We start from the raw sequence: 23,192 nt of genomic DNA, 5'->3' as shown, positions 1-23,192 counted from the left end.
TCTTTCCTCACGGCAGGCGGTGGCGAGCTTGATAATAAGCCTGCCAGTGAGCTTCTTTATGTGTGGCAACACGCTGTTCGAAGTAACGGCGCAGACGAGCGCGATCTTCTTCGTTATCTTTGACGATGGTTCCGGCAATACAGTCCACCAGATCGGCAGGCTCCCCCGCGCGATTCGCTAAAAACCAGGCGCGGACGCCCACGGCATGGGCCACGTTCACGGCTTCAGCGGTGGACATTATTGCTGTCAGAGTATCCATTGACGTTTTCTTTTCGCCGTTGGCACGCAGATCGCGAAAGGTGCGGACCAGTAACTCCAGTACTGCGTCAGGGACTTTATGCGGAATACCGCTATGGGCCAACAAACGCGCCGAAGCACTGGCGACAAGTTCCAGCTCCTGGGCGAAATCCATAATCGGAAAGACGGTTTCAAAATCGAAACGACGCTTGAGCGCGGCACTCATTTCATTGACGCCGCGATCGCGGGTATTGGCAGTGGCAATAATATTAAAGCCTTCTCGTGCATAGAGCTGACTGGCTTCACCAGTGAGTTCCGGCACCGTCATTACCCGATCAGAAAGCATACCTAACAGACAGTCTTGCACTTCCAGCGGTGTACGCGTTATCTCTTCAAAACGGACGATTTTGCCATCGCGCATTCCCTGATAGAGTGGGGCAGGGACCAGCGCGTCCGTTGACGGACCATGATTGATAAGCAGCGCGTAGTTCCAGCCGTACTTGATTTGATCTTCGGTGGTAGATGCGCCGCCCTGGATGGTTAAACCAGCATCGCCGCTTATAGCGGTAGCCAGTAATTCAGAAAGGAGAGATTTAGCCGTACCCGGTTCCCCGACTAGCATTAAACCGCGCCCGGTGGCAAGAGTGACTAACATACGTTCGACAGCGGAGGGGCTAATCACGACTTTACGGCTGATATTTTGCGCTTCGTCGCCAAGGATAAAAGCACGGGCCGCAGGCAAACTTAACTGCCAACCTGGCGGGCAGGGTGCGTTATCATTTTGTTTTAATTTTGCCAGTTCATTGGCGTATAACACAGCGGCAGGCGGACGCTGCAGATGATTATTCTGCACTGACATATATTCATCCCTGAAATGTATTAATAAATTAAACGATATTTTACGCGCAATAAATGTTTGGCGCATTAGTTGTTTGACTGGAAAATAGTAAGTAAATATCTGGAAAGTGGATCACAGTAAATAAAAAAACCTGCTGGTGAGGCAGGTTCTTTTATTTACTACTTTCAGGCCCAACACCGCAGCCTGTGCAACATCGTGTTCCAACGAACGAATTATAACCACCGCTGGACCCCGTTGCAATTAAGATAATGAGATTTATAATCCTGACTGTTGGGAAGTTGCGCCGGATCGAACCCATTTCAAGCCCTGGCTACCGGACGGGTGGTGCTGCAGGTGGTGCCCTGATCCGGAGTGCAACATCGTGGTCCAACAGACGTAAACCAGTATCGACAGGCAGTGTAAGGGTAAGGTGCTGGTGTTGCGCTCCTTAATAAGGAGAGCGGATGGACACGCTGACACGAAAGTTAACCGTGCTCATTGCCGTACTGGAGTTATTAGTGGCTCTGTTACGGTTGATTGATTTGTTGAAGTAACGGGCAAATTGAAACGCATCTAAGGGGGAATACCGTTTCCCCCTTTAATAAAATGATTACATCTTTCATTAATTCACCCGATAACTTTTTTCTTATTTATAAATTCATCGATTTTATAATCAATATACCATTTGTCCGGGATGTGTGTATTTATGGTGGAGTATTGGCGAAAAATATCTGGAAAGCGGATCGCAGAAAATAAAAAAACCTGCTGGTGAGGCAGGTTCTTTTATTTACTACTTTGACGATAACTTGCTGATTGTGCAACATTTCGTACCAACGAGTGAATTATAACCATATCACCCCCCCGTTGCAATTCACTAAACGAGATTTATAATCCAGATCTGTTGGGGAGTTGCGCCGGATCGGACCCATTTCAAGTCCTGGCTGCCGGACGGGTGGTGCTGCAGGCGGTGCCCTGATCCGGAGAGCAACGTTTCGTACCAACATACGTAAACCAGTATCGACAGGCAGTGTAAGGGTAAGGTGCTGGTGTTGCGCTCCTTAATAAGGAGAGCGGATGGACACGCTGACACAAAAGTTAACCGTGCTCATTGCCGTACTGGAGCTATTAGTGGCTCTATTGCGGTTGATTGATTTGTTGAAGTAACGGGCAAATTGAAACGCATCTAAGGGGGAGTACCGTTTCCCCCTTTAATAAACTATTATTCTATTTGTTGGTTGAATATATTCTGTAGTTCACGATTAAAAATTGCTATTACAGTTTCTGCCGATTCACCTCGTAATTTTCGTTCATCAATAAACTCATCTCTTATATATATCAAGGCATCATTTATTACCGGGGCTGTATCCTCTCGATCACATTGATTAAACGTTGGGCGTAGCCGAAAACGTTCCATACGATAGACTGCACCAGTAAATAATTGAGCATATTTATGGATTTCAAGTCGTAAGGAAAAGGGGTCATCAGGATCAATAACCTGATAATCGTAAACGGCTACCAGTTTACTTTGTATGATCATAGCTTCCTCAGTTTTCAGATAACGGGCAGTATGGTTACTGCCCGCAGTGTGTTAGTGAAAAATGATGTCTGGCGTACTTAACGCTTCACTCAAATCAAACACATCGAGTTCGGCAAAAGTGACAGATTTATTGTCACGGTACACTCGAAGAGAACGGAAGCTCATTAGCGCTTTGCTATCAGCATTGTAGTGGTTAAAACCGGGGGAAAACTCAAGGACCAGACGATACTCACCTGAGTCATAGACAAATGCGTCCTCATAGCCTGACTCCCAGCCTTTGTATCGCATTCCCATAAGTTGCCCAACGGTAGCGGATTTACCTTCCCAGCGGTTCAAACTATTACTGGCTGACTCGTCAGGAGTGAGCAGCACCGTGCGTCGCGTTAACTGGCGAAGTGGCGGCATAATCTCGTAATCGGCAAAAAGTTGGGCAAATTCACTGCGCATTTCTGCTGTCATTTCTAACGGGTGGGCAATGCCAATCAGGGCATCCGCAGGCAGGTCAATGGACTCATCTTGCGCATTGCAGAACTCCCCCTCTGCGGCCACACGAAAGGCGTTGAGTAAACGACGCGGTTCACTTGCCGGATACACGCCCCATATTAATCGCTGGGTAACCAGGCGGGTGAAGGGATGATTAACAAACAAAGAATGAAAATCTGCCAGCGACCAGCGCCGGGTGGTGCGTAGGGCTGTTTCAAGACGCGGTAGCAGGTTTTTGCTCACCTGAGTAGCATCTTTTTTTAGTCCTTTTAGTCGGGCCAGGGCCTCGGGCGCTTTCAGTTGATCGTCATCAGCGCGCAACCGGGGAACGCTTTTCTGGCGAACGTTTTGCTGGTCATAGATAACCGGGGTGAGGTTTTCATCGAAGCGAACGGTAAACTGCCGTGGACCAAAATCAAAAATTAACGCCTGTGGATCATCAAGACCCAGTGTTGGGACTAATCTGTCCGCTAACTCTTCTTGGCTTAACCCGCGATTTTCTGCGACCACCTGAAGAAATTCCGCCGCGTTATCACGTAAGGGGCGGGATTTCGCCCGTTGCGATATATGATGCAGTTGTATCAGCGCCATATCATTATTCATCAGGGTAAGGATGTTCAGGCCACTGACGGCACGGGCAGATTTTCCTTCCTGTGGCCAGGCGAGGATCTGTGTCGTCAGATCCCGAGCCGTGCTTTCGTCGCCAAAGAGACTTAACGCCAGAAATGCCCAGTTATCTTTTGCGGGGGCGCCAGCTTGTTGCCAGGCGGTGAAGAGATCCCAGGCAAAAGCTGCCAGCGTTTGCGGCTGGCAGAACGTTTTCAGTTGTTCCAGCCCATTATAAAAACGCCCACCCTGGGTAAAGCGCAGCATTTCGCCGATAATTTCCAGAGCATCATCGGTAATCGGCTGATTATTAAAGATAAGTCTCGGCCTGGACCACATTGCTGGATGCCAGAAATCAGGTGCTTTTGGTATGCGTGGCGGGTAAATTTCCAGCGGGTTCTGGGTAAGCAATTGTTCCAGGGCTGGCCATATATCAGTACGTTGCCAGCGGTTTGCCACGGTTTGCAGCAATTCACCATGTCCCTGTTCATACAGTAAACGAAGGGTAAGTAATGCCGCTTCGCTGTTGTCGCTGGGTTTAGCAAAGACGAGTGGAATAAGGGCGGTTGCCGTATGTTCCGGCCATTGCAAAATCCACTGGCGAGCCAGATCACGCTGCGCTGCGAAACGTCGCCAGACGCGAGCAACGGGTAGCGCCAGTTCGGTTGTGCCGAAATTTAAAATTAACGGAAATGTTTCTTTTGGACGATGTGAAAAAGCCAATAACAGACCGGGTAGCGCATCCAGTCCGAGGATACTGAGAAAATAGTCTTCGCCAGCGAACAGGTATTTTTTCTCATTGATACGCAGCCAGAACGTCAGTGCCATCTTTCGTGGCAGCTGTGCCAGCAAATACAGATTCCAGACACTCTTTTCCCGACGATAACGCGAGTAGCTGTCATTTTCCCAGGCGTAAATTAATGCTTCAACGTCTCCGCTACGAAGCGCCTGTTCTGCGGATTGTGCTTCCGGAGAATTCCAGCCATGCAGGATCTCTTCAACCCGCCCCGGGTAGTAATGCCACTGAACAATGAGTGAATTGCGTGCAGCATCCAGTTTTCCGGGGAGTATATAATTCTGAAACAGCCATACATCATCCCCAAAACCCAATTCCTGCAATACGACACGACCACTTTTTCGCTCTAAGCGTTCGACAACAGAATCCGTGCTGAAGTAGTGAGCAGATTCTGTTGAATTAAGTCTCTCGCGTTCGCCCGGTTGCCAGTAAACTTGTGGTGTTAATTCGAGTGGCGCTAAATCAAGGCGCGGAAGTGTCATTTTTTTCTTACGACGCCACGGCGGTGAAACAAGGATTTCAGGCTGGTTATTGCTTTCAGGACTTTCCATAGCAAGCGTTGGCGGTGCGGATAAATAGCCGTTCAACACGGCTTGGGCATTTGTACTTAACCACGGCATCACCTCTTCTGCCAGTTGTGGCTGCGATGCCATCAGTGTTTGTAACAGCATACGCCAGTATTCATCTCGAGCTTTTTGCTGTGCAGGCAGCTTTTTGTCTTCGATGATTGGATAACCAGGGCGGGCAGGTGGTTCTTTTATCGCCAGAAGCTCTGCCAGTGCGGCAAGCGTCGCATGGGGGAAATTTTTACTGAATTTAGCAACACGTTGCAGGCTGGGTTTATTTTTATCGGCAACGAGCAGCAAAATGCGGATGACCTGTGGATGGTTAATTTGTACCAACAGGCTTCCGCAATCCTCTTTATGCGCATACAACGCGAGGCGAGGAATGGCTGCCAGCCCTTGTTCGCGCAATAGGGCGGCACAGGCCGCGTAGCCGAAGTGGTTTTTCTGCGACATATAACTCGCTTCGCGATCACTAAATATGTCCAGGACCCAGAAACGTTCAAGTTTCGTTACCGCTTTAGGGTCAGTCGCTACGGCTTTTAACCACTCTTTAGAATGAAAATGAGTCCTCGGGCATTCAAGACCTACCAACTTATTAGCAATTTCTGGTTTTTCCGGCAGCACCAGCGCAATAAAAGGACGGCGAACTTTGGGTATTTCTGGCAGTGCGGCAATGAGTTTATCCGCGCAACGTTGCCAGCAGCTTTCTTCCGCCAGGGAAAGATGTTTACGCAGTCGCAGATCGAAATCGTTGTAGGTTTCTGAGCGATAGCCATAACTCTGGTCATCAGTCACTGTCATTAAATGCACTGTTGATGGGTCAGTACGGTAGCCCTGCGCAATACTCTGACGGGCTATCACCACATCCGTTGCATATTCCAGCCCTTCTTTTTGGACGATTTCATCCAGCAACTGCTCATTGTCACTGTTTGCGATACAGATCAGTGCCGCCATTGTAAGGGGAGATATTGATGTCTTATGCTCGCCGAGCAGTGCGATCGCTTGTCTGATGGGGGCGAGCCACTCTGCTGAACAGTGCTCATATTGCCAGCTAATATTTTCTTTGCTGCCTTCACGTAGCAAAAGTTCATCACCCAGTGTCTGAATGATGCTTTCAGTGATAACGGGCACCGGTTCTCCCGGCCAATTGCGATGACTGAGTGGCGTTTTGCCTTTTTTATATTTCAGTTCCAGTTGCGCGTTATCCGCCAGCCACGGTAATTCCTTGCTCATGTTCTTTCCTTATTCAAACAGTGCTTCAATATCGTTAATCAGCTCGCTGGAGGTAATGTCGTCGAGCACGGAGAACTGTGCTTCCTGAGTTGAATTACGTCCCCAGCCATAGTTTTCTGCTTTGCCGTCCCACAGCCATAGTTTACTTAAAAGCTGCTCGGCGCTCAGTTCGGCTGGCGACATGCCTACCGCAAATCCTTCATCGATTTCCATGATTAACGACCAGCGGCCCAGAGGTTTTATCATCCAGCCGATCCAACCTGCATCCTGCGGTTCACCACGCATCCAGCCTTTATTCGCCAGCCCCATTACCCGGCCGCTCGGGCATTTTCTACCTGCCCAGCGGGTCAGTTCGCTGGCATTGCGCTCGGCTTCTGTCAGGGCGTAACTGTTACGGTCAAGCTGGCGGAACGGCGGTAACAGTTCGTAGTCGGCAAAAAGTTGACCAAAGGCGGCGGCATCCGTCGGTGATATTTCCAGAACGTGAGGAATACCAATAGAGATATCGCCTTCAGGCAAAGTGAAAAGGTCATCGTCAGCGGTGCTGTAGCTGTTATCTTCCGCCACGCGAAAGCACGCCAGTAGCTGGTTATCGACGCTATAAACGCCCCAAATCAGACGGCGGGTTAAGTGGCGAACCAGCGGATGCTCAACCAGAAAGAGCTGGAAGTTTTCCGGCGACCAGCGGCGGCGCAGGCACATGGCGGACTCCAGCCTTGCCACCTGCTGGGCGGCGACGGTACGAGCATCTTTTTTCAGCAGTTTGTAGCGGTTAACTGCCTCGTTCGCCTGTGATTCATCATCGCTTTTGTTCGGTTTAGGTAAATCTTTCAGGCGGCTGCCGGAAGCATCACGTACAAACGGTTTTAAGGTTTCATCAAAGCTGACAGTGAATTGACGTGGACCGAAATCCAGCAGCAACGAACCGTTATCATCCAGACCGAGGTCCGGGGCCAGGCGATCTTCAAGCTCCGCTACCGTGAGTTCACGGCTTTCGGCAATATCGGCAATTTTTTCTTTTGCCCGCTCCTGTAATGCTTTGAATTTCAGTTTCTGGGCGATGCCGTTAAGCTGCATCAGAGCGATGTCGCTGCCGATAGCGGCGAGGATATCCAGCCCGACAGTGGCGCGTTTATGCTGGGATTCACCAGGCCAGGCGCGGATTAATGGCGTCAGTTTGCGGGCGGTATCATCGTTACCGAGAACACCTAAGGCGGAGAATGCCCAGCTCTCTTTTGACGGTGCGCCAGCGGTCTGCCAGGCGGTAAACATATCCCAGGCAAATTCTGCCAGTGAGTCGGCGGTGCAGGCGTCTTTCACCTGTAATAACCCCGGATACAGTGCCTCTTCCTGGGGGAAGCGGAGCATTTCGCCGAGGTGGAGGAGGGCGCTATCTGGCAGTGATTGTGCATTTACTTTTAATACCGGGCGCGTCCAGAGCGATGGCTGGTAAAAGCTCGGAAGAGTGGGGATTTTTGTCGGGTGATTATCTAAGGGATCGAGCGCAAGCAGAGCGTTCACCGCGTCTGTTACTTCCGGCTGGTTATAACGCCGGGCGATTTCTGCCAGTAATGGCTGATGACCGTTTTCGGTAAGCATACGCAAGGCAGCGCGGGCGTTATCCTGGGCTTCACCGGCTTTGCCGAGCGCTGCAGGCAGCAGGCCGGTAATGGCATGTTCCGGGTATTTCAACAGCCAGGTGCGGGCGTCTTGTCGTAGGGTTTTGAGTTTGTTGAAGGCGCGGGCGATGGCGGGTGCCAGTTCCGTAGATGCAAAATAATCAGCAATAGCAAAACCTTCTTGAGGGTAGCGTGAAAACGAGTGCAGAAAACCACTCATACCTGCAAGCCGCAAATAAAGCATGACAGGTTTCACCGCAGTGTGTGGTTCTTTGCTGAGAAACTCCCATAGCTTGATTGCTTTTTGCATGGGTAAAAAGGGAAGTGAGTTGAGGTGCCATTCCCTCTGATACGGCGCGTGATGTGCTTTAAACATTTGAATGAGTGCGGCGAAGTCCTCTCGTTCCCAGGCATCAATTGCTGAGTCAGAAGCACCAATATATTTATATGTGTCAAAATCCCAGCGGCGATATCCCAGTGAGTAAAGGAAATCTTTAGCACCTTCACCTGGCTTTTGCGGCTCCCAGTCCCAACGAGTTTGAAACTCTTTAGCTTCTGTGTCGGTTATTGTGCATACAGATTCGAGGCTAAGTGGTGCTAAATCCAGCACTGAAATCGTCGATTTTTTCTTTTTAGCCAGCCAGGGCGGTGAGACTAATACGGTAGGTAACATATCGGCGTTTGCATAAACTGAAGGTTGTATCAGCTGTTGCTGGCATGATTTCAGCACGGTAGCTGCCGGGGCAGATAGCCAGGGGATTACCCGCTCTGCTAATGCTGGTTGTGAGATAAGCATTGCCATTAGCATCATGCGCCAGCGCTTTTCATCTTTTTGTGCTAGGAGTTCTGCTAATGCCGCCAGCGCTGCATGTGGAAATGAAGCGCAGGCTTTCATCATTCGTTCATGACAGCGTTTAGATTGCCCAGCTACACGTATAAGCAGTGTCAACGCGAACGGATGATTGATATGGCGCAGAACATCGCCGCAGTAGTCACTAGCAGCATACGGAGCAAATCGGGGCAGGGCTGCAACACCTTGCTCTTGTAATACAGTAGCTGTCCATATGGCACCATGATAATAATTATCAAAAACTTTATATTGCTCGTAATATTTTTCTAATGAGGCAAGAATGTGTTCATCAGTTGCCACTATTTTTAGCCACTCAAGTGCGGGTGATTTTTTTTGTCTAAGTAGACGATGAGCAATTTCATGTGCAACTTCTGGTTTTTCAGGTAACAACAGGGCAATTAATGGCTGTCGCCATTCTGGAATATTTGGGATTGCAGTGATAAGTTTATCCGCACATTTCTCCCAAAGAGACTCTTCAGCCAGTGATAAATGTTTACGTAGGCGTAATTCAAAGCTGGAATATTGCTGCAAGTAATCAGGTGAAATGTCAGACGACAGGAAAACAATATTATTGTTGACATAATCCCATTCAATAGATATTTGTTGAAGATGTATTATTACGTCAGTAGCATAATCCAGACCGCCTTCCTGAATAATCTGATCCATAACATCCTCACGCTCTTTATATCTTGTGCATTTCATTTCAAGTGCCGTGAGTACAGCCATTACGGGTGATGGTAACTGTGTTGTTTTCAGGCTGTCGATCTGACTGAGCGCCTGGGCGATGGCGTTTTGCCATTCTAAAGAACAGGCGCTGAAGTTAAATGTGGCTGTTTTATTATCCCGTTGCGACACGCTACAGGCTAAACGGCGTAACTGGGTCAATTTGTCTGCTTGCTGAACAGGAACTCCGGGAAAGCGGCGATGGCTGAACGTGGTGTGTACAACTTCGGGTGGAAAAACGACAGCTATATCTTTCGCCAGCCACGGTAAAACAACATCTGTATTTTTGTCAGCTGCGCAGATTTCTGGTGTAACTGAGGTCTGTTCCTGAATGATAGTGGAATAGTCAGGCAATTCGAGAGATTTCGTTACCGTGTGAGTCTGTTTTGAATGATTATCCTTCGCTTGCTCCACATACCCCTTCTTCACCTTCTCCGCAATCAGCTTCAGTTCCGCTTTTTCCGCCGCCGCCGCATCAGCAAAGCTTTTTACCTGGCTTTGCCCGTTGGTGCCGACTTTGCCCCAACTGATATGCAGTTCATTTCCCTGCTGCTCAACCGCCCAGAATTTATGTGATTTTTCATCCTGATAAATATAGGTTTTCATTGCTAAATCCTTTTAATCAAACAGTGATTCAATGTCGTTAATGAGTTCGCTGGCGGTGATGTCGTCGAGCGCGGAGAACGTGAGTGAGGATTGTTTACTGTCGCGGTTACCCGGTGAACTCATTTTTACGCTTTCAACAGGCAACAGGTCGCCATATCCCGTTTCGCCATAAATTAATGAAAAAGGTTCTGTTTCAAGCTCGATATCGCCATAAGAGGTAGATTTTCGCATTGCATAGACGCTGCCGCTTTCCTCCAGGCGTTGCCAGCCTCTGCGTTCCAGGCCGACAATGCGTCCGGCCTGGCAAAGACGTCCGTCCCAGCGCGTCAGTTCGTGGGCGCTACGTTCATTATCAGCAAGACGATAACTACCACGATCGAGCTGTTGGAAGGGGGGAAGCAGTTCGTAATCAGCGTAAATTTGCCTGAATGTAGTGGCGGATTCAGGGGAGATTTCCAGCACATGCGGAATACCTATGTTTCCTGCTGGCAGCGTGAATAGTTCATCCTGCGCATCGCTGTAAGTGCCGTCTTCTGCGACCCGGAAGCCGGCAATCAGCATGTTTTTGTCGGTATACACCCCCCATAACAGTCGTCGGGTTAAGTGGCGCATCAGCGGATGTTCCGCCAGAAACAGGCGGAACTGTTCTGCAGTCCAGCGCCTACGCTGGCACATAGCTTGCTCCAGGCGGGTAATTTGCTGGCCGGCGATGGCGCGTACATCTTTTTTTAATTGTTTGAAGCGGTTAACGGCGTCAGTTGCCAGTGTTTCATCATCGCTCTGGTTTGGTTTGGGTAAGTCTTTCAGAACTTTACCGTTTGCGTCGCGAACAACGGGTTTTAAGGTTTCGTCAAAACCAACGGTGAATTGACGTGGGCCGAAATCAAGTGTCAGCGAACCGTTGATATCAAGCCCCAAATCTGGAGCCAGGCGGTCTTCCAGTTCGGCCATAGTCAGCCCACGGTTTTCAGCGACCATGTTGATTTTGTCGCGGGCATGTTCCTGCAATACTTTGAATTTAATCTTTTGTGCAATGCCATTAAGCAACATTAGCGCAATATCGCTGCCAATATCAGCTAATACATCCAGCCCGTAAACCGCGCGTTTATGCTGGGATTCTCCAGGCCAGGCACGGATAAGCGGAGTTAATTTACGCGCGGTGTCGTCATTGCCTAAAATCCCCAGCGAGGTAAATGCCCAGTTTTCTTTTGCTGGTGCGCCAGCTTCTGTCCAGGCGGTATACAGCTCCCAGCCAAAGTCAGCCAGTGATTCGCGGGTGCAGGTTTCTTTGATGATATCCAGCCCTGCGTAGGGGGTGATGTCGCGAGGAAAGCTCAACATTGTGCCAAGGTGGCGCATAGCGTCATCTGGCAGAGGCAGGTTATTACTTTTAAGCCGAGGTCTGCGCCATAAGGTGAACTGATAGAAGCCTGGGAGCGGAGCGATTTTTGCGGGATGCTCCTCAAGCGGATCGCTATCAAATAATGTTGCCAGCGCCGCTAAAACATCAGGTTGATTATACCCCTGGGCTATTTCCTCAATCGTTTCTCGCTGGTTTAAATTCACCAGCAGACGGAGTGCCTGGCGGGCATAATCACGATCTTTTCCTTGTTTGCCCAGAGCCACAGGAAGTAGTCCGGTGGCGGCATGGCGCGGGTAATCCGTTAGCCAGTTTCGCGCATCTTCATAAGACATTTTTTTCTGGAGTCGTTGCGCCATTGGCCATGCCAATTCACTAACACCAAGGAAGAAGGTGAAAAACCACAACCGTTGTGGCTCACGTTGCAGGCAGGTCATAAATGCAGGAATGGCGGCGCTTCCAAAAATTGCCAGAATATTTCCCTCACCAGAGTAGTTATCTTCTTTGACTATCTGGTTAAGAAAAGAAATGGCCTGTTGACCAGGCAGGTAACAGAGGGCAATGAGATTCCAGCTTTTGTAGGCATTGTTATGGTATTGCGCAAATTCAGCATTGAGTGCTGGAAAATCGAAGCGTAACAGGGCATCAACGGCGCTTTGTGGTGCCGGAACTTTTTCGTATATTTTTTCTCCGCTCTCCCGCCATTTGTCAAAACCCAGATACCACAGAATTTGCTGTTCTTGCGTAAGGGGGACTAAGTGTGTCTCCCAACTTGCTTTTTCCATCGGCGGCAGGTCGGTAAACAATGTTTGTTTTGATGCCTGCTGTTGGGCTATTTGCTGGAAGCGTGTGACAAGGTAAGTACGGGTTAGTTTTTTGGCAATCTCTGGAGTGATATCCGAAACAGAAGGAACTGGAAGCACAGGAAGATCAAACACCAGCGTATTTTTCTTTTTCTCTTTGGTCATCCAGGGCGGCGACACAAACATCTCCGGCAACATATCCGCAGTGGCGTATTCGCATTCTTCAGCGACTGGTTGCGGACGGCATTCAGATAAGATGCCTGCCGCTTTAGCATTAACCCAGGGAATGACGTCACATACCAACTCTGGCGTGACGGTAATCAGTTTGACAAGTGCGTTACGCCACTCTTTATTTTCATGTGTTGCCAGCAAAGTAGCGTAAGCCGCAATAGCCGCAGCGGGATGCTTTTGACAGGCTTTGCTTAAGTATTCCAGGTGCTTTTTCTTGCCAATTACACCGAGGATCAGAATTTGAATCGCATCCGGGTGATTCGTTTTCCATAGCCATTTGACAAGGTTTTCAGTCTCGCTGATGCGATCGAAGAGATAACAGGGATTGTCAGAATGATCTTCCGTTAACTCAAGAAGTATCCGGCTTACACCGCACATCCCATGATTTGCCAGCAACATTGCCAGATAAGCGCGAAAATCACGATGCAACGGTGGGAAGTCGTATTTTTCCGCTGTGGTCAGAGCTGTGTCATCGGTTACCACCAGTCTTAACCAGGTCATCGCCGGAACGTTTTGGTCTGCATAGCGTAGAGCCATAGCATTGGCAATATCCGGGCGTTCAGGGAGCAGTAACGCCGCAAAAGGTTGCCGTGCTGGGGAGAGCGAGGGAATGGCTGCGAGTACTTTATCTACACAGCGTTGCCACTCATCTTCTGAAGCGAGTGAAAGATGATGACATAGGCGTTGATGCCAGTTTGGTAGTGATTCTGCTTTGAGATCCAGAGGAATATTGGTTACTACATTCACCTCATCATCCTCAGAGTCATCATCAAATATTATAAGTTGAAAAGATAGAAGGGCGATTTCAACGGTACTTTCCAGGCCACAACGAACGACTAAGTCATCGACCAGTTCATCTGTTGAGTAAGAGTTCCTTAAGTGCCAGAGTAATGCAGCGTCAGATTGTGCACTCCCTGTCTGTAGATTATCCTGAATTCGCAACTGTAATTCGGCAAACGCCTGTCGCCAGTTTTCCGGATAAGAACTGTAGTATTCTTTTAAATCATATGCATCGGTGTTATCTGCAATACGTTTCCATATCTCACCTTTATTGCGCAGATAATTAATTTCTCTTGGCCTGGTGCGATGAGGAAAAGCAAAGCGATTAATATCATCAGTTAACGGAATGACCGCATCATCAGCCAGCCATGGGCGTTTGTTTTTACTCTCAGGGAAAATTTTAACTTCAGGAGTGACTTTGGTGGCGAGTGGGAGATTCACATTTGCTGAATCGCCTTCCACATAGCCTTTTTTCGTTTTCTCTGCGATCAGCTTCAGTTCCGCTTTTTCCGCTGCCGCAACATCCGCAAAGCTTTTTACCTGGCTTTGCCCTTGGGTACCAACTTTTCCCCAGCTGATATGCAACTCGTTTCCCTGTTGCTCAATCGCCCAGAATTTATATGATTTTTCGTCCTGATAGATAAACTGTCTCATTCTGCATCCCTGTATTTTTATCCAGTTGAATGTAGATGCTAACAGTATTTATGCAGGTTAGAGAGAGACGAAATCGCAAGAAAACAACTTTAGGAATTTATAAAGAAAAGGCGCTGTCGATGCAGCGCCTTGAAGGGGGATTATTTCACCTGATGGCCAGGTTTAGCACCAGCATCCGGGCTTAACAGGAAGATATCTTTCCCGCCAGGACCAGCAGCCATTACCATGCCTTCGGAGATACCAAAGCGCATTTTACGCGGCGCCAGGTTAGCCACCATAATGGTGTGACGACCAATCAACGCTTGCGGATCCGGGTAAGCAGAACGAATGCCGGAGAAGACATTGCGTTTTTCACCGCCGAGATCCAGCGTCAGGCGCAGCAGTTTATCGGAACCTTCAACAAACTCTGCGTTTTCGATCAGCGCCACGCGCAGGTCAACTTTGGCGAAGTCGTCAAAGGTGATGGTTTCCTGAATCGGATCATCAGCCAGCGGACCAGTTACCGGTGCGGCAGTGGCTTTCACTTCTTCTTTGGATGCTTCCACCAGGGCTTCAACCTGCTTCATATCGATACGGTTATACAGCGCCTTGAACGGATTGACTTTGTGGCCCAGCAGCGGTTGCTGGATACCATCCCAGGTCAGTTCCGTATTCAGGAATGCTTCTGCACGCTCGGTCAGTTTCGGCAGTACCGGTTTCAGGTACGTCATCAGCACGCGGAACAGGTTAATGCCCATTGAGCAAATCGCCTGCAGGTCGGCATCGCGGCCTTCCTGTTTTGCGACAACCCACGGAGCCTGCTCGTCAACATAGCGGTTAGCCAGGTCAGCCAGCGCCATGATTTCGCGCACAGCTTTACCAAATTCGCGGCTTTCCCACGCTTCGCCAATAACTTCAGCGGCATCAGTAAAGGTTTTGTACAGTTCAGGGGCAGCCAGTTCGCTTGCCAACACGCCGTCAAAACGCTTGTTGATAAAGCCAGCGTTACGGGAGGCCAGGTTCACTACTTTGTTGACGATATCGGCATTTACGCGCTGAACGAAATCTTCCAGGTTGAGATCGATATCATCAATGCGCGAAGAGAGTTTCGCAGTGTAGTAGTAACGCAGGCTGTCAGCGTCAAAATGATTCAGCCAGGTGCTGGCTTTAATAAAGGTGCCGCGAGACTTGGACATCTTCGCGCCGTTCACCGTCACATAGCCATGAACAAACAGGTTGGTCGGCTTGCGGAAGTTGCTGCCTTCCAGCATGGCAGGCCAGAACAGGCTGTGGAAGTAAACGATATCTTTGCCGATGAAGTGATACAACTCGGCGGTGGAATCTTTCTTCCAGTATTCATCGAAGCTTACGGTGTCGCCGCGCTTGTCGCACAGATTCTTGAAAGAGCCCATGTAGCCAATCGGCGCGTCCAGCCAGACGTAGAAATATTTGCCCGGTGCGTTTGGAATTTCGAAACCGAAGTACGGCGCATCGCGGGAGATATCCCACTGTTGCAGGCCGGATTCGAACCATTCCTGCATTTTGTTAGCCACCTGCTCCTGCAACGCGCCGCTGCGGGTCCATGCCTGCAACATTTCGCTGAAAGAGGGCAGATCAAAGAAGAAGTGCTCGGAATCACGCATTACCGGCGTAGCGCCAGAAACCACCGATTTCGGTTCGATCAATTCAGTCGGGCTATATGTTGCGCCGCAAACTTCACAGTTATCGCCGTACTGATCTGGCGCTTTACATTTCGGGCAGGTGCCTTTTACAAAACGGTCCGGCAGGAACATGCCTTTTTCCGGATCGTACAGTTGAGAGATGGTGCGGTTTTTAATAAAACCGTTCTCTTTCAGGCGAGTATAAATAAGCTCTGACAACTGGCGGTTCTCTTCGCTGTGCGTCGAGTGATAGTTGTCGTAGCTGATATTAAAGCCTGCGAAATCAGTCTGATGCTCCTGACTCATTTCGCCAATCATCTGCTCCGGGGAGATACCAAGCTGCTGGGCTTTCAGCATGATCGGCGTACCGTGGGCATCGTCGGCGCAGATGAAGTTGACCTCGTGGCCGCGCATTCGCTGGTAACGGACCCAGACATCAGCCTGGATGTGCTCCAGCATATGGCCGAGGTGGATTGAGCCGTTGGCGTACGGCAGTGCGCACGTTACCAGAATTTTCTTCGCGACTTGAGTCATAGTAGGCATTACTTCTTTGTAGTGAAAAGGGCTTAGATAGTACCAAATGGGGCATGGTTACGTAAGTCCTGTGCAAGCATCTTATGATGCATTATTAGGTAAGTACTTAGCTGTTAACTTCAGGTAAACTAATAGCGATAAGTTATCTTTATAAATAAGGAGTCGGGATGAACGAACAATCCCAGGCCAAATCACCAGAAGCCCTGCGCGCAATGGTTGCCGGGACACTGGCCAATTTTCAGCACCCAACCCTCAAGCATAACCTCACTACGCTAAAAGCGTTGCATCATGTCGCCTGGATGGACGACACGTTGCATGTGGAACTGGTTATGCCGTTTGTCTGGCATAGCGCGTTTGAAGAATTAAAAGAGCAATGTAGCGCTGAATTGCTGCGTATCACTGGGGCGAAAGCTATCGACTGGAAACTGTCGCATAACATTGCCACCCTGAAACGCGTGAAGAATCAGCCGGGTATTAACGGCGTGAAGAACATCATTGCGGTCAGTTCCGGCAAAGGCGGCGTGGGTAAATCCTCCACGGCGGTAAACCTGGCGCTGGCGCTGGCGGCGGAAGGGGCGAAAGTTGGTATTCTGGATGCCGATATCTACGGCCCGTCAATCCCCACCATGCTGGGGGCAGAAAATCAGCGTCCGACTTCGCCAGATGGCACTCACATGGCGCCGATTATGTCTCATGGCCTGGCAACCAATTCAATTGGTTATCTGGTCACTGATGACAACGCGATGGTGTGGCGTGGCCCAATGGCCAGCAAGGCGCTGATGCAGATGTTGCAAGAAACCTTATGGCCAGACCTCGACTATCTGGTGCTCGACATGCCGCCAGGAACCGGTGACATTCAGCTGACGCTGGCGCAGAACATTCCGGTGACCGGTGCAGTAGTGGTAACAACGCCGCAGGATATCGCGCTGATTGATGCGAAAAAAGGCATCGTGATGTTTGAAAAGGTCGAAGTTCCGGTGCTTGGTATTGTTGAGAACATGAGCGTGCATATTTGCAGTAACTGTGGCCATCACGAACCGATTTTCGGTACTGGTGGCGCAGAGAAACTGGCAGAGAAGTATCATACACAACTGCTGGGACAAATGCCGTTACACATCAGCCTGCGTGAAGATCTCGACAAAGGCACTCCGACGGTTATTAGCCGTCCGGAGAGCGAATTTACCACTATCTACCGCCAGCTGGCAGACCGTGTTGCAGCTCAACTCTACTGGCAGGGCGAAGTCATTCCTGGCGAGATTGCCTTTCGTGTCATATAGCGCGCATTAATCTTTCTGGTTGTTCTTCATTCACCGCATCAATGTTAAATTGATGCGGTGAATTTTTTGCAGCCTTAATAATCACTTTTTTAATGCTGCGAATATTCAGTGGATCTTAGTCCGAAACTGTACAAAGGCGATTGAATGTGCAAGCACTGTCTCTTTATCATCCCTCGTGGCTGTGTAGCGGATGTACAGCTATAGTTTGTTATGCACTCAATCTACCCGGCATAACCTTTACTACAGGGATAACGTTCAATGAATAAGTATTGGTTGTCAGGAGTTGTTTTTCTTGCTTATGGACTAGCATCACCCGCGTTCTCTTCTGATACTGCAACATTAACCATCAATGGCAGGATTAGTTCCCCTACATGCAGTATGGATGTTGTTAATAACCATCTTCAGCAACGTTGTGGGCGGTTGTTACAACGAGTTGAAACCAGCTATCGTGCTTCTTCTACTGCAAAAGGCGTTACGACAGAAGTGGTTGCTGTGGGTAGTAATGACAAACGCAAAATCGTGTTAAATCGCTACGATTAATTTCGCAACACCATTTTAAGTATATTTAGAAAGCCAAAATCACTCTCGTGAATGATTTTGGCTTTTTTTATTTGATTCATAAATGTTATTTACGGTAATTAATCAGTTTTAAAAATGTTTGTTATGGCGAATTATTTGTTGCAATTATATTGCATTGGTTAATTTGTTTTAAATCAACAAAACAATATGTTTACATTGCGGCAACCTTTTTGGTGTGAGAAATTTGTTTCCAAGAGATACAGACTCTTAACAAAACAAAATAAACTTATTAAGGAACGCATCATGAAACATTCAATTATTGCTGCCGCTGTCTTATCTTCTGTATTTATGAGTGCTGGTATTTTCGCTGCTGAAGTAGATACCGGAACTTTAACTATTAAAGGTAATATTGCTGAATCTCCATGTACATTTGTCGCTGGTGGTGATTCAGTCAGTATTAATATGCCGACTGTACCAACCACAGTATTTGATGGTAAGGCGAAATATGCAACTTACGATGACGCGGTTGGTGTAACCAGCAGTATGCTGAAAATTACTTGTCCGAAGACTATTGATGGCGTAAAACTTTCATTGATCACCAACGAGAAAATTCTTGGTAATGATAAGGCAATATCCAGTAGTAATGACACAGTCGGATATTATCTCTATTTGGGTGATAGCAGTGAGGTACTGGATATTTCCGCACCGTTTAATATTGAAAGTTATAAAACTGCTGATGGACAATATGCCATTCCGTTTAAGGCAAAATACCTGAAGTTGACCGACAGTAGTGTTGCATCTGGTACTGTTAACTCTTCATTGGTTATGCGTGTTGCCCAGGATTAAATATTTAAAATAATCAATTTTTTTTCAGTAAGCTAAACTGACCGCCATATTCATGGCGGTCAGCATAAATATAAGAGGCATTAAGATGAAAGGATTATTATCTTTACTCATCTCTTCTATGATATTTCCCGCGCATGCCGGAATGGTTATTTTCGGGACCCGTATCATTTACCCGGCAGAGCAGAAAGAAGTCATGGTACAACTGATGAATCAGGGTAACCGTTCTTCACTGGTGCAGACGTGGATTGATGATGGTGACACGTCTCTGCCGCCAGAAAAGATTCAGGTTCCTTTCATGTTAACGCCACCAGTAGTTAAAGTAGCGGCCAATTCTGGGCAACAAATAAAAATTAAAATCATGCCTAATAAATTACCCGTTAATAAGGAAAGTATTTTTTATCTTAACGTTCTGGATATTCCACCGAATAGCCCAGAAGATGAAGGAAAGAATGCGTTAAAATTTGCCATGCAAAACAGAATTAAGTTGTTTTATCGACCAGTAGGTGTTGCCCCGGTAAATAAAACGACCTTTAAAAAATTGCGGATGAATCGTAACGGTAATAACGTAGTCATAAAAAATGACTCGCCAAATTGGGTGACGATTTCTGACATTAAGGCGAATAATGTCAAAGTGAATTATGAAACTATCATGATTGCACCACTAGAAAGTCAGAGTGTCAGTGTAAAAAATAATAATGCGAATGGCTGGCAACTGACCATTATCGATGATCACGGCAACTATATTAGTGACAAAATTTAATTGCAGGAGCTGCCTATGTTGAGAATGACCCCGCTTGCATCAGCAATAGTCGCGTTATTGCTCGGCATTGAAGCACATGCAACAGAAGAAACCTTTGACACCCATTTTATGATGGGAGGAATGAAAGGTGAGCAAGTAACAAATTTGCGTCTTGATGATAATCAGCCTTTACCCGGCCAGTACGACATTGATATTTATGTCAATAAGCAATGGCGTGGGAAATATGAAATTATCGTAAAAGATAACCCAGATGAAACTTGCCTGACGCGTGAAATTGTAAAGCGGTTAGGTATAAATAGCGATAATTTTGCACGCGAAAAACAATGTTTAACATTTGAGCAACTTGTACAGGGCGGAAGCTACGCCTGGGATATTGGGATTTTTCGTTTGGATCTTGCTGTCCCCCAAGCCTGGGTTGAAGAACTGGAAAATGGTTACGTTCCGCCAGAAAACTGGGAACGGGGAATCAATGCGTTTTATACATCTTATTACGTAAGTCAGTATTACAGTGACTATAAAGCCTCGGGTAATAGCAAGAGTACCTATGTGCGTTTTAACAGCGGGTTAAATTTACTGGGGTGGCAACTGCATTCTGATGCCAGTTTTAGCAAAACGGATAACAATCCTGGGGAGTGGAAAAGCAACACACTGTATCTGGAGCGTGGATTTTCTCAAATTCTCGGTACGTTGCGTATTGGTGATATGTACACGTCAGCGGATATATTTGATTCCGTTCGCTTCAGTGGGGTTCGGTTATTTCGTGATATGCAGATGTTGCCAAACTCGAAGCAAAATTTTACCCCACGAGTACAGGGGATTGCCCAGAGCAACGCGTTGGTAACTATTGAACAGAATGGTTTTGTCGTTTATCAGAAAGAGGTTCCACCTGGCCCGTTTTCGATTAGTGATTTGCAGTTGGCGGGCGGAGGTGCGGATCTTGATGTGAGTGTTAAGGAAGCCGATGGTTCTGTGACTACGTATCTGGTGCCTTATGCGGCAGTACCTAATATGCTGCAACCTGGCGTATCAAAATATGATTTTGCGGCGGGCCGTAGTCATATTGAAGGTGCGAGCAAGCAAAGTGATTTTGTCCAGGCGGGTTATCAGTATGGTTTTAATAACTTACTGACGCTGTATGGCGGCACGATGGTTGCTAATAATTACTATGCGTTTACCTTCGGAACAGGGTGGAACACGCGCATTGGCGCAATTTCAGTCGATGCAACTAAATCGCACAGTAAACAAGACAATGGTGAAGTATTTGACGGACAAAGTTATCAAATTGCCTATAACAAATTTTTGAGCCAAACATCGACACGTTTTGGTCTGGCGGCCTGGCGTTATTCGTCGCGTGATTACCGCACATTTAACGATTATGTGTGGGCAAATAATAAAGATAATTATCGTCGTGATAAAAACGATATCTATGACATTGCCGATTATTACCAGAATGATTTTGGACGCAAAAATAGCTTTTCCGCCAATATGAGTCAGTCATTGCCAGAAGGCTGGGGGTCTGTGTCATTAAGTACTTTATGGCGTGATTACTGGGGGCGCAGCGGCAGTAGTAAAGATTATCAGCTGAGTTATTCCAATAACTGGCGGCGGATAAGCTATACCCTCGCGGCAAGCCAGGCGTATGACGAGAACCACACCGAAGAGAAACGCTTTAATATTTTTATATCGATTCCCTTTGACTGGGGCGATGACGTTACGACGCCGCAGCGGCAAATATATATGTCTAACTCAACGACCTTTGATAATCAGGGTTTTGCCTCAAACAATACCGGTTTATCGGGAACCGTTGGGAGTCGCGATCAGTTTAACTATGGTATCAACTTGAGCCACCAACATCAGGGAAATGAAACGACAGCTGGGACCAATTTGACCTGGACCGCTCCGGTCGCAACAGTGAATGGCAGCTATAGTCAGTCGAGTGCCTATCGACAGGCCGGAGCCAGTGTTTCAGGGGGTATTGTCGCCTGGTCGGGTGGCGTTAATCTGGCGAACCGTCTTTCCGAAACGTTTGCTGTGATGCATGCACCAGGAATTAAAGGTGCTTATGTCAATGGGCAAAAATATCGCACAACAAACAGTAATGGTGTGGTGGTTTACGACGGAATGACATCTTATCGAGAAAATCACCTGATGCTGGATGTGTCGCAAAGCGATAGCGAAACAGAATTACGCGGGAACCGTAAAATTACCGCCCCTTATCGCGGCGCGGTCGTTCTGGTTGATTTTGATACCGATCAGCGTAAGCCCTGGTTTATAAAAGCATTAAAATCAGATGGACAGCCATTAACGTTTGGTTATGAAGTCAATGATATCCACGGTCATAACATTGGTGTTGTCGGCCAGGGAAGTCAGATATTTATTCGCACCAATGAAATACCGCCAGCGGTTAATGTGGCAATTGATAAACAACAAGGGCTTTCATGCACAATCACCTTCGGTAAAGAGATTGATGAAAGTAGAACTTATATTTGCCAATAAGCATCGGGTAGTTTTATGAAAATTAACATAGTATTATTTATATTCATGGTGATGGTTATACCTGAGAGCTATGCGGCATGTTATGGAGAGTTGTCAGCGCAGCATAATCTGGTTGTTCAGGGGGACTTTGCACTGACTCAAACACAAACAGCGAAATATGAATATAATTTTAATGATTCGTCATGTGTGAGTACGAATACCATCACCCCTATGAGTCCTTCGGATATTATTGTTGGGCTTTATAACGATACCATTAAATTAAATTTACATTTTGAATGGACTAATAAAAACAGCATCACGTTATCAAATAACCAGACCAGTTTCACAAATGGTTATTCAGTAACCGTGACATCGGCGGCCAGTAACGCGAAAGTGAATGTTTCTGCGGGGGGCGGCGGAGCAGTGATGATTAATGGTGTCGCGACATTATCCAGTGCTTCATCAACAACGCGTGGGAGTGCCGCAGTGCAATTTTTAATATGTTTGTTAGGAGGAAAGTCGTGGGATGCATGTGTGAATAGCTACAGAAATGCATTGGCACAAAATGCCGGTGTCTATTCCTTTAATCTGGCATTATCATACAACCCGATAACAACGACCTGCAAACCTGATGATTTATTAATTACTTTAAAGAGTATTCCCGTTTCACAATTACCAGACACAGGTAACAAAACAACAATAAATAGTGAAGAAGGGAATATTATTCTGCGTTGTAAAAACTTATTAGGTCAACAAAATCAAACATCACGGAAAATGCAGGTGTATTTATCAAGTTCTGACTTGTTAACCAACAGTAACACGGTACTGAAAGGGCCGGAAGATAATGGCGTAGGATTTATTCTTGAAAATGATGGTTCGCCAGTCACACTTTTAAATATCACTGACAGCAGTAAAGGATACACAAATTTAAAAGAAATTGCGGCGAAGTCAAAAATTACAGATACAACGGTTTCAATTCCAGTAACAGCCAGTTACTATGTTTATGATAAAAATAAAGTTAAATCTGGCGCACTGGAGGCAACCGCATTAATCAACGTGAAATACGACTAATAACAAGCAAGACGAGCAAGTGGCTAATAATAAAAAATAATAAGGTGTCTGCATTTCCCCCTCTCTCCGAGCTGTCTCTTGATCAGATCTCCTGATCAAGAGACTTCATCACCAGGTAACCCTCAACCATATCCTGAAGTCTGAACCA

General features: G+C 47.4%; 12 protein-coding genes. 6 read left to right on the top strand and 6 right to left on the bottom strand.

The annotated features are described in order from the left end of the window. Window positions 1-7: 7 nt before the first annotated feature. The 6 genes from H9644_RS09710 to metG all read right to left on the bottom strand — a co-directional run bounded on the left by H9644_RS09710 (window position 8) and on the right by metG (window position 16,096). Complete coding sequence (locus tag H9644_RS09710; protein ID WP_191774359.1) at window positions 8-1,096, bottom strand: ATP-binding protein; 1,089 nt, start codon at window positions 1,094-1,096, stop codon at window positions 8-10. Window positions 1,097-2,294: 1,198 nt separating this feature from the next. Next, a complete protein-coding gene (locus H9644_RS09705) occupies window positions 2,295-2,612 on the bottom strand; it encodes a hypothetical protein (protein ID WP_064526890.1) in 318 nt (105 codons plus the stop codon). Window positions 2,613-2,663: 51 nt separating this feature from the next. Further along, the gene (yehI, locus tag H9644_RS09700; RefSeq protein ID WP_064526895.1) at window positions 2,664-6,296 is read right to left on the bottom strand and encodes a DUF4132 domain-containing protein YehI; all 3,633 of its coding nucleotides are present in this window, start codon (window positions 6,294-6,296) and stop codon (window positions 2,664-2,666) included. Between the two features lie 9 nt (window positions 6,297-6,305). Beyond that, the gene (locus H9644_RS09695) at window positions 6,306-10,094 is read right to left on the bottom strand and encodes a DUF4132 domain-containing protein (protein ID WP_064526898.1); all 3,789 of its coding nucleotides are present in this window, start codon (window positions 10,092-10,094) and stop codon (window positions 6,306-6,308) included. A gap of 12 nt (window positions 10,095-10,106) precedes the next feature. Further along, window positions 10,107-13,922 carry a DUF4132 domain-containing protein gene (locus tag H9644_RS09690; protein WP_191774357.1) on the bottom strand — a complete coding sequence of 1,272 codons (3,816 nt, stop codon included), beginning with the start codon at window positions 13,920-13,922 and terminating at the stop codon, window positions 10,107-10,109. Between the two features lie 140 nt (window positions 13,923-14,062). After that, complete coding sequence (metG, locus tag H9644_RS09685) at window positions 14,063-16,096, bottom strand: methionine--tRNA ligase (protein ID WP_191774355.1); 2,034 nt, start codon at window positions 16,094-16,096, stop codon at window positions 14,063-14,065. A gap of 167 nt (window positions 16,097-16,263) precedes the next feature. On the opposite strand from metG, the gene apbC reads away from it, so the two are divergent. The 6 genes from apbC to H9644_RS09655 all read left to right on the top strand — a co-directional run bounded on the left by apbC (window position 16,264) and on the right by H9644_RS09655 (window position 23,044). After that, window positions 16,264-17,373, top strand: a complete 1,110-nt coding sequence (gene apbC, locus H9644_RS09680; RefSeq protein WP_191774345.1) for an iron-sulfur cluster carrier protein ApbC — start codon at window positions 16,264-16,266, stop codon at window positions 17,371-17,373. A gap of 258 nt (window positions 17,374-17,631) precedes the next feature. Continuing rightward, window positions 17,632-17,913, top strand: coding sequence for a DUF2574 family protein (locus tag H9644_RS09675; protein WP_191774343.1), 282 nt, complete (start codon window positions 17,632-17,634; stop codon window positions 17,911-17,913). A 282-nt stretch (window positions 17,914-18,195) separates the two neighbouring features. Next, window positions 18,196-18,738 carry a fimbrial protein gene (locus H9644_RS09670; protein ID WP_191774341.1) on the top strand — a complete coding sequence of 181 codons (543 nt, stop codon included), beginning with the start codon at window positions 18,196-18,198 and terminating at the stop codon, window positions 18,736-18,738. A gap of 85 nt (window positions 18,739-18,823) precedes the next feature. After that, window positions 18,824-19,498, top strand: coding sequence for a fimbria/pilus periplasmic chaperone (locus tag H9644_RS09665; RefSeq protein ID WP_064526910.1), 675 nt, complete (start codon window positions 18,824-18,826; stop codon window positions 19,496-19,498). Between the two features lie 15 nt (window positions 19,499-19,513). Further along, window positions 19,514-21,994 carry a fimbrial biogenesis outer membrane usher protein gene (locus H9644_RS09660; RefSeq protein WP_191774340.1) on the top strand — a complete coding sequence of 827 codons (2,481 nt, stop codon included), beginning with the start codon at window positions 19,514-19,516 and terminating at the stop codon, window positions 21,992-21,994. Window positions 21,995-22,009: 15 nt separating this feature from the next. Then, on the top strand, window positions 22,010-23,044 hold the full coding sequence (locus tag H9644_RS09655) for a putative fimbrial-like adhesin protein (protein ID WP_191774338.1): 1,035 nt from the start codon (window positions 22,010-22,012) through the stop codon (window positions 23,042-23,044). Window positions 23,045-23,192: the final 148 nt, after the last annotated feature.

Origin of the sequence: Escherichia whittamii, assembly GCF_014836715.1 — a bacterium.
Lineage (GTDB): Bacteria > Pseudomonadota > Gammaproteobacteria > Enterobacterales > Enterobacteriaceae > Escherichia > Escherichia whittamii.
Note: the sequence above shows the minus strand (reverse complement) of the source record. Positions and strands in the feature narration are given on the sequence as shown.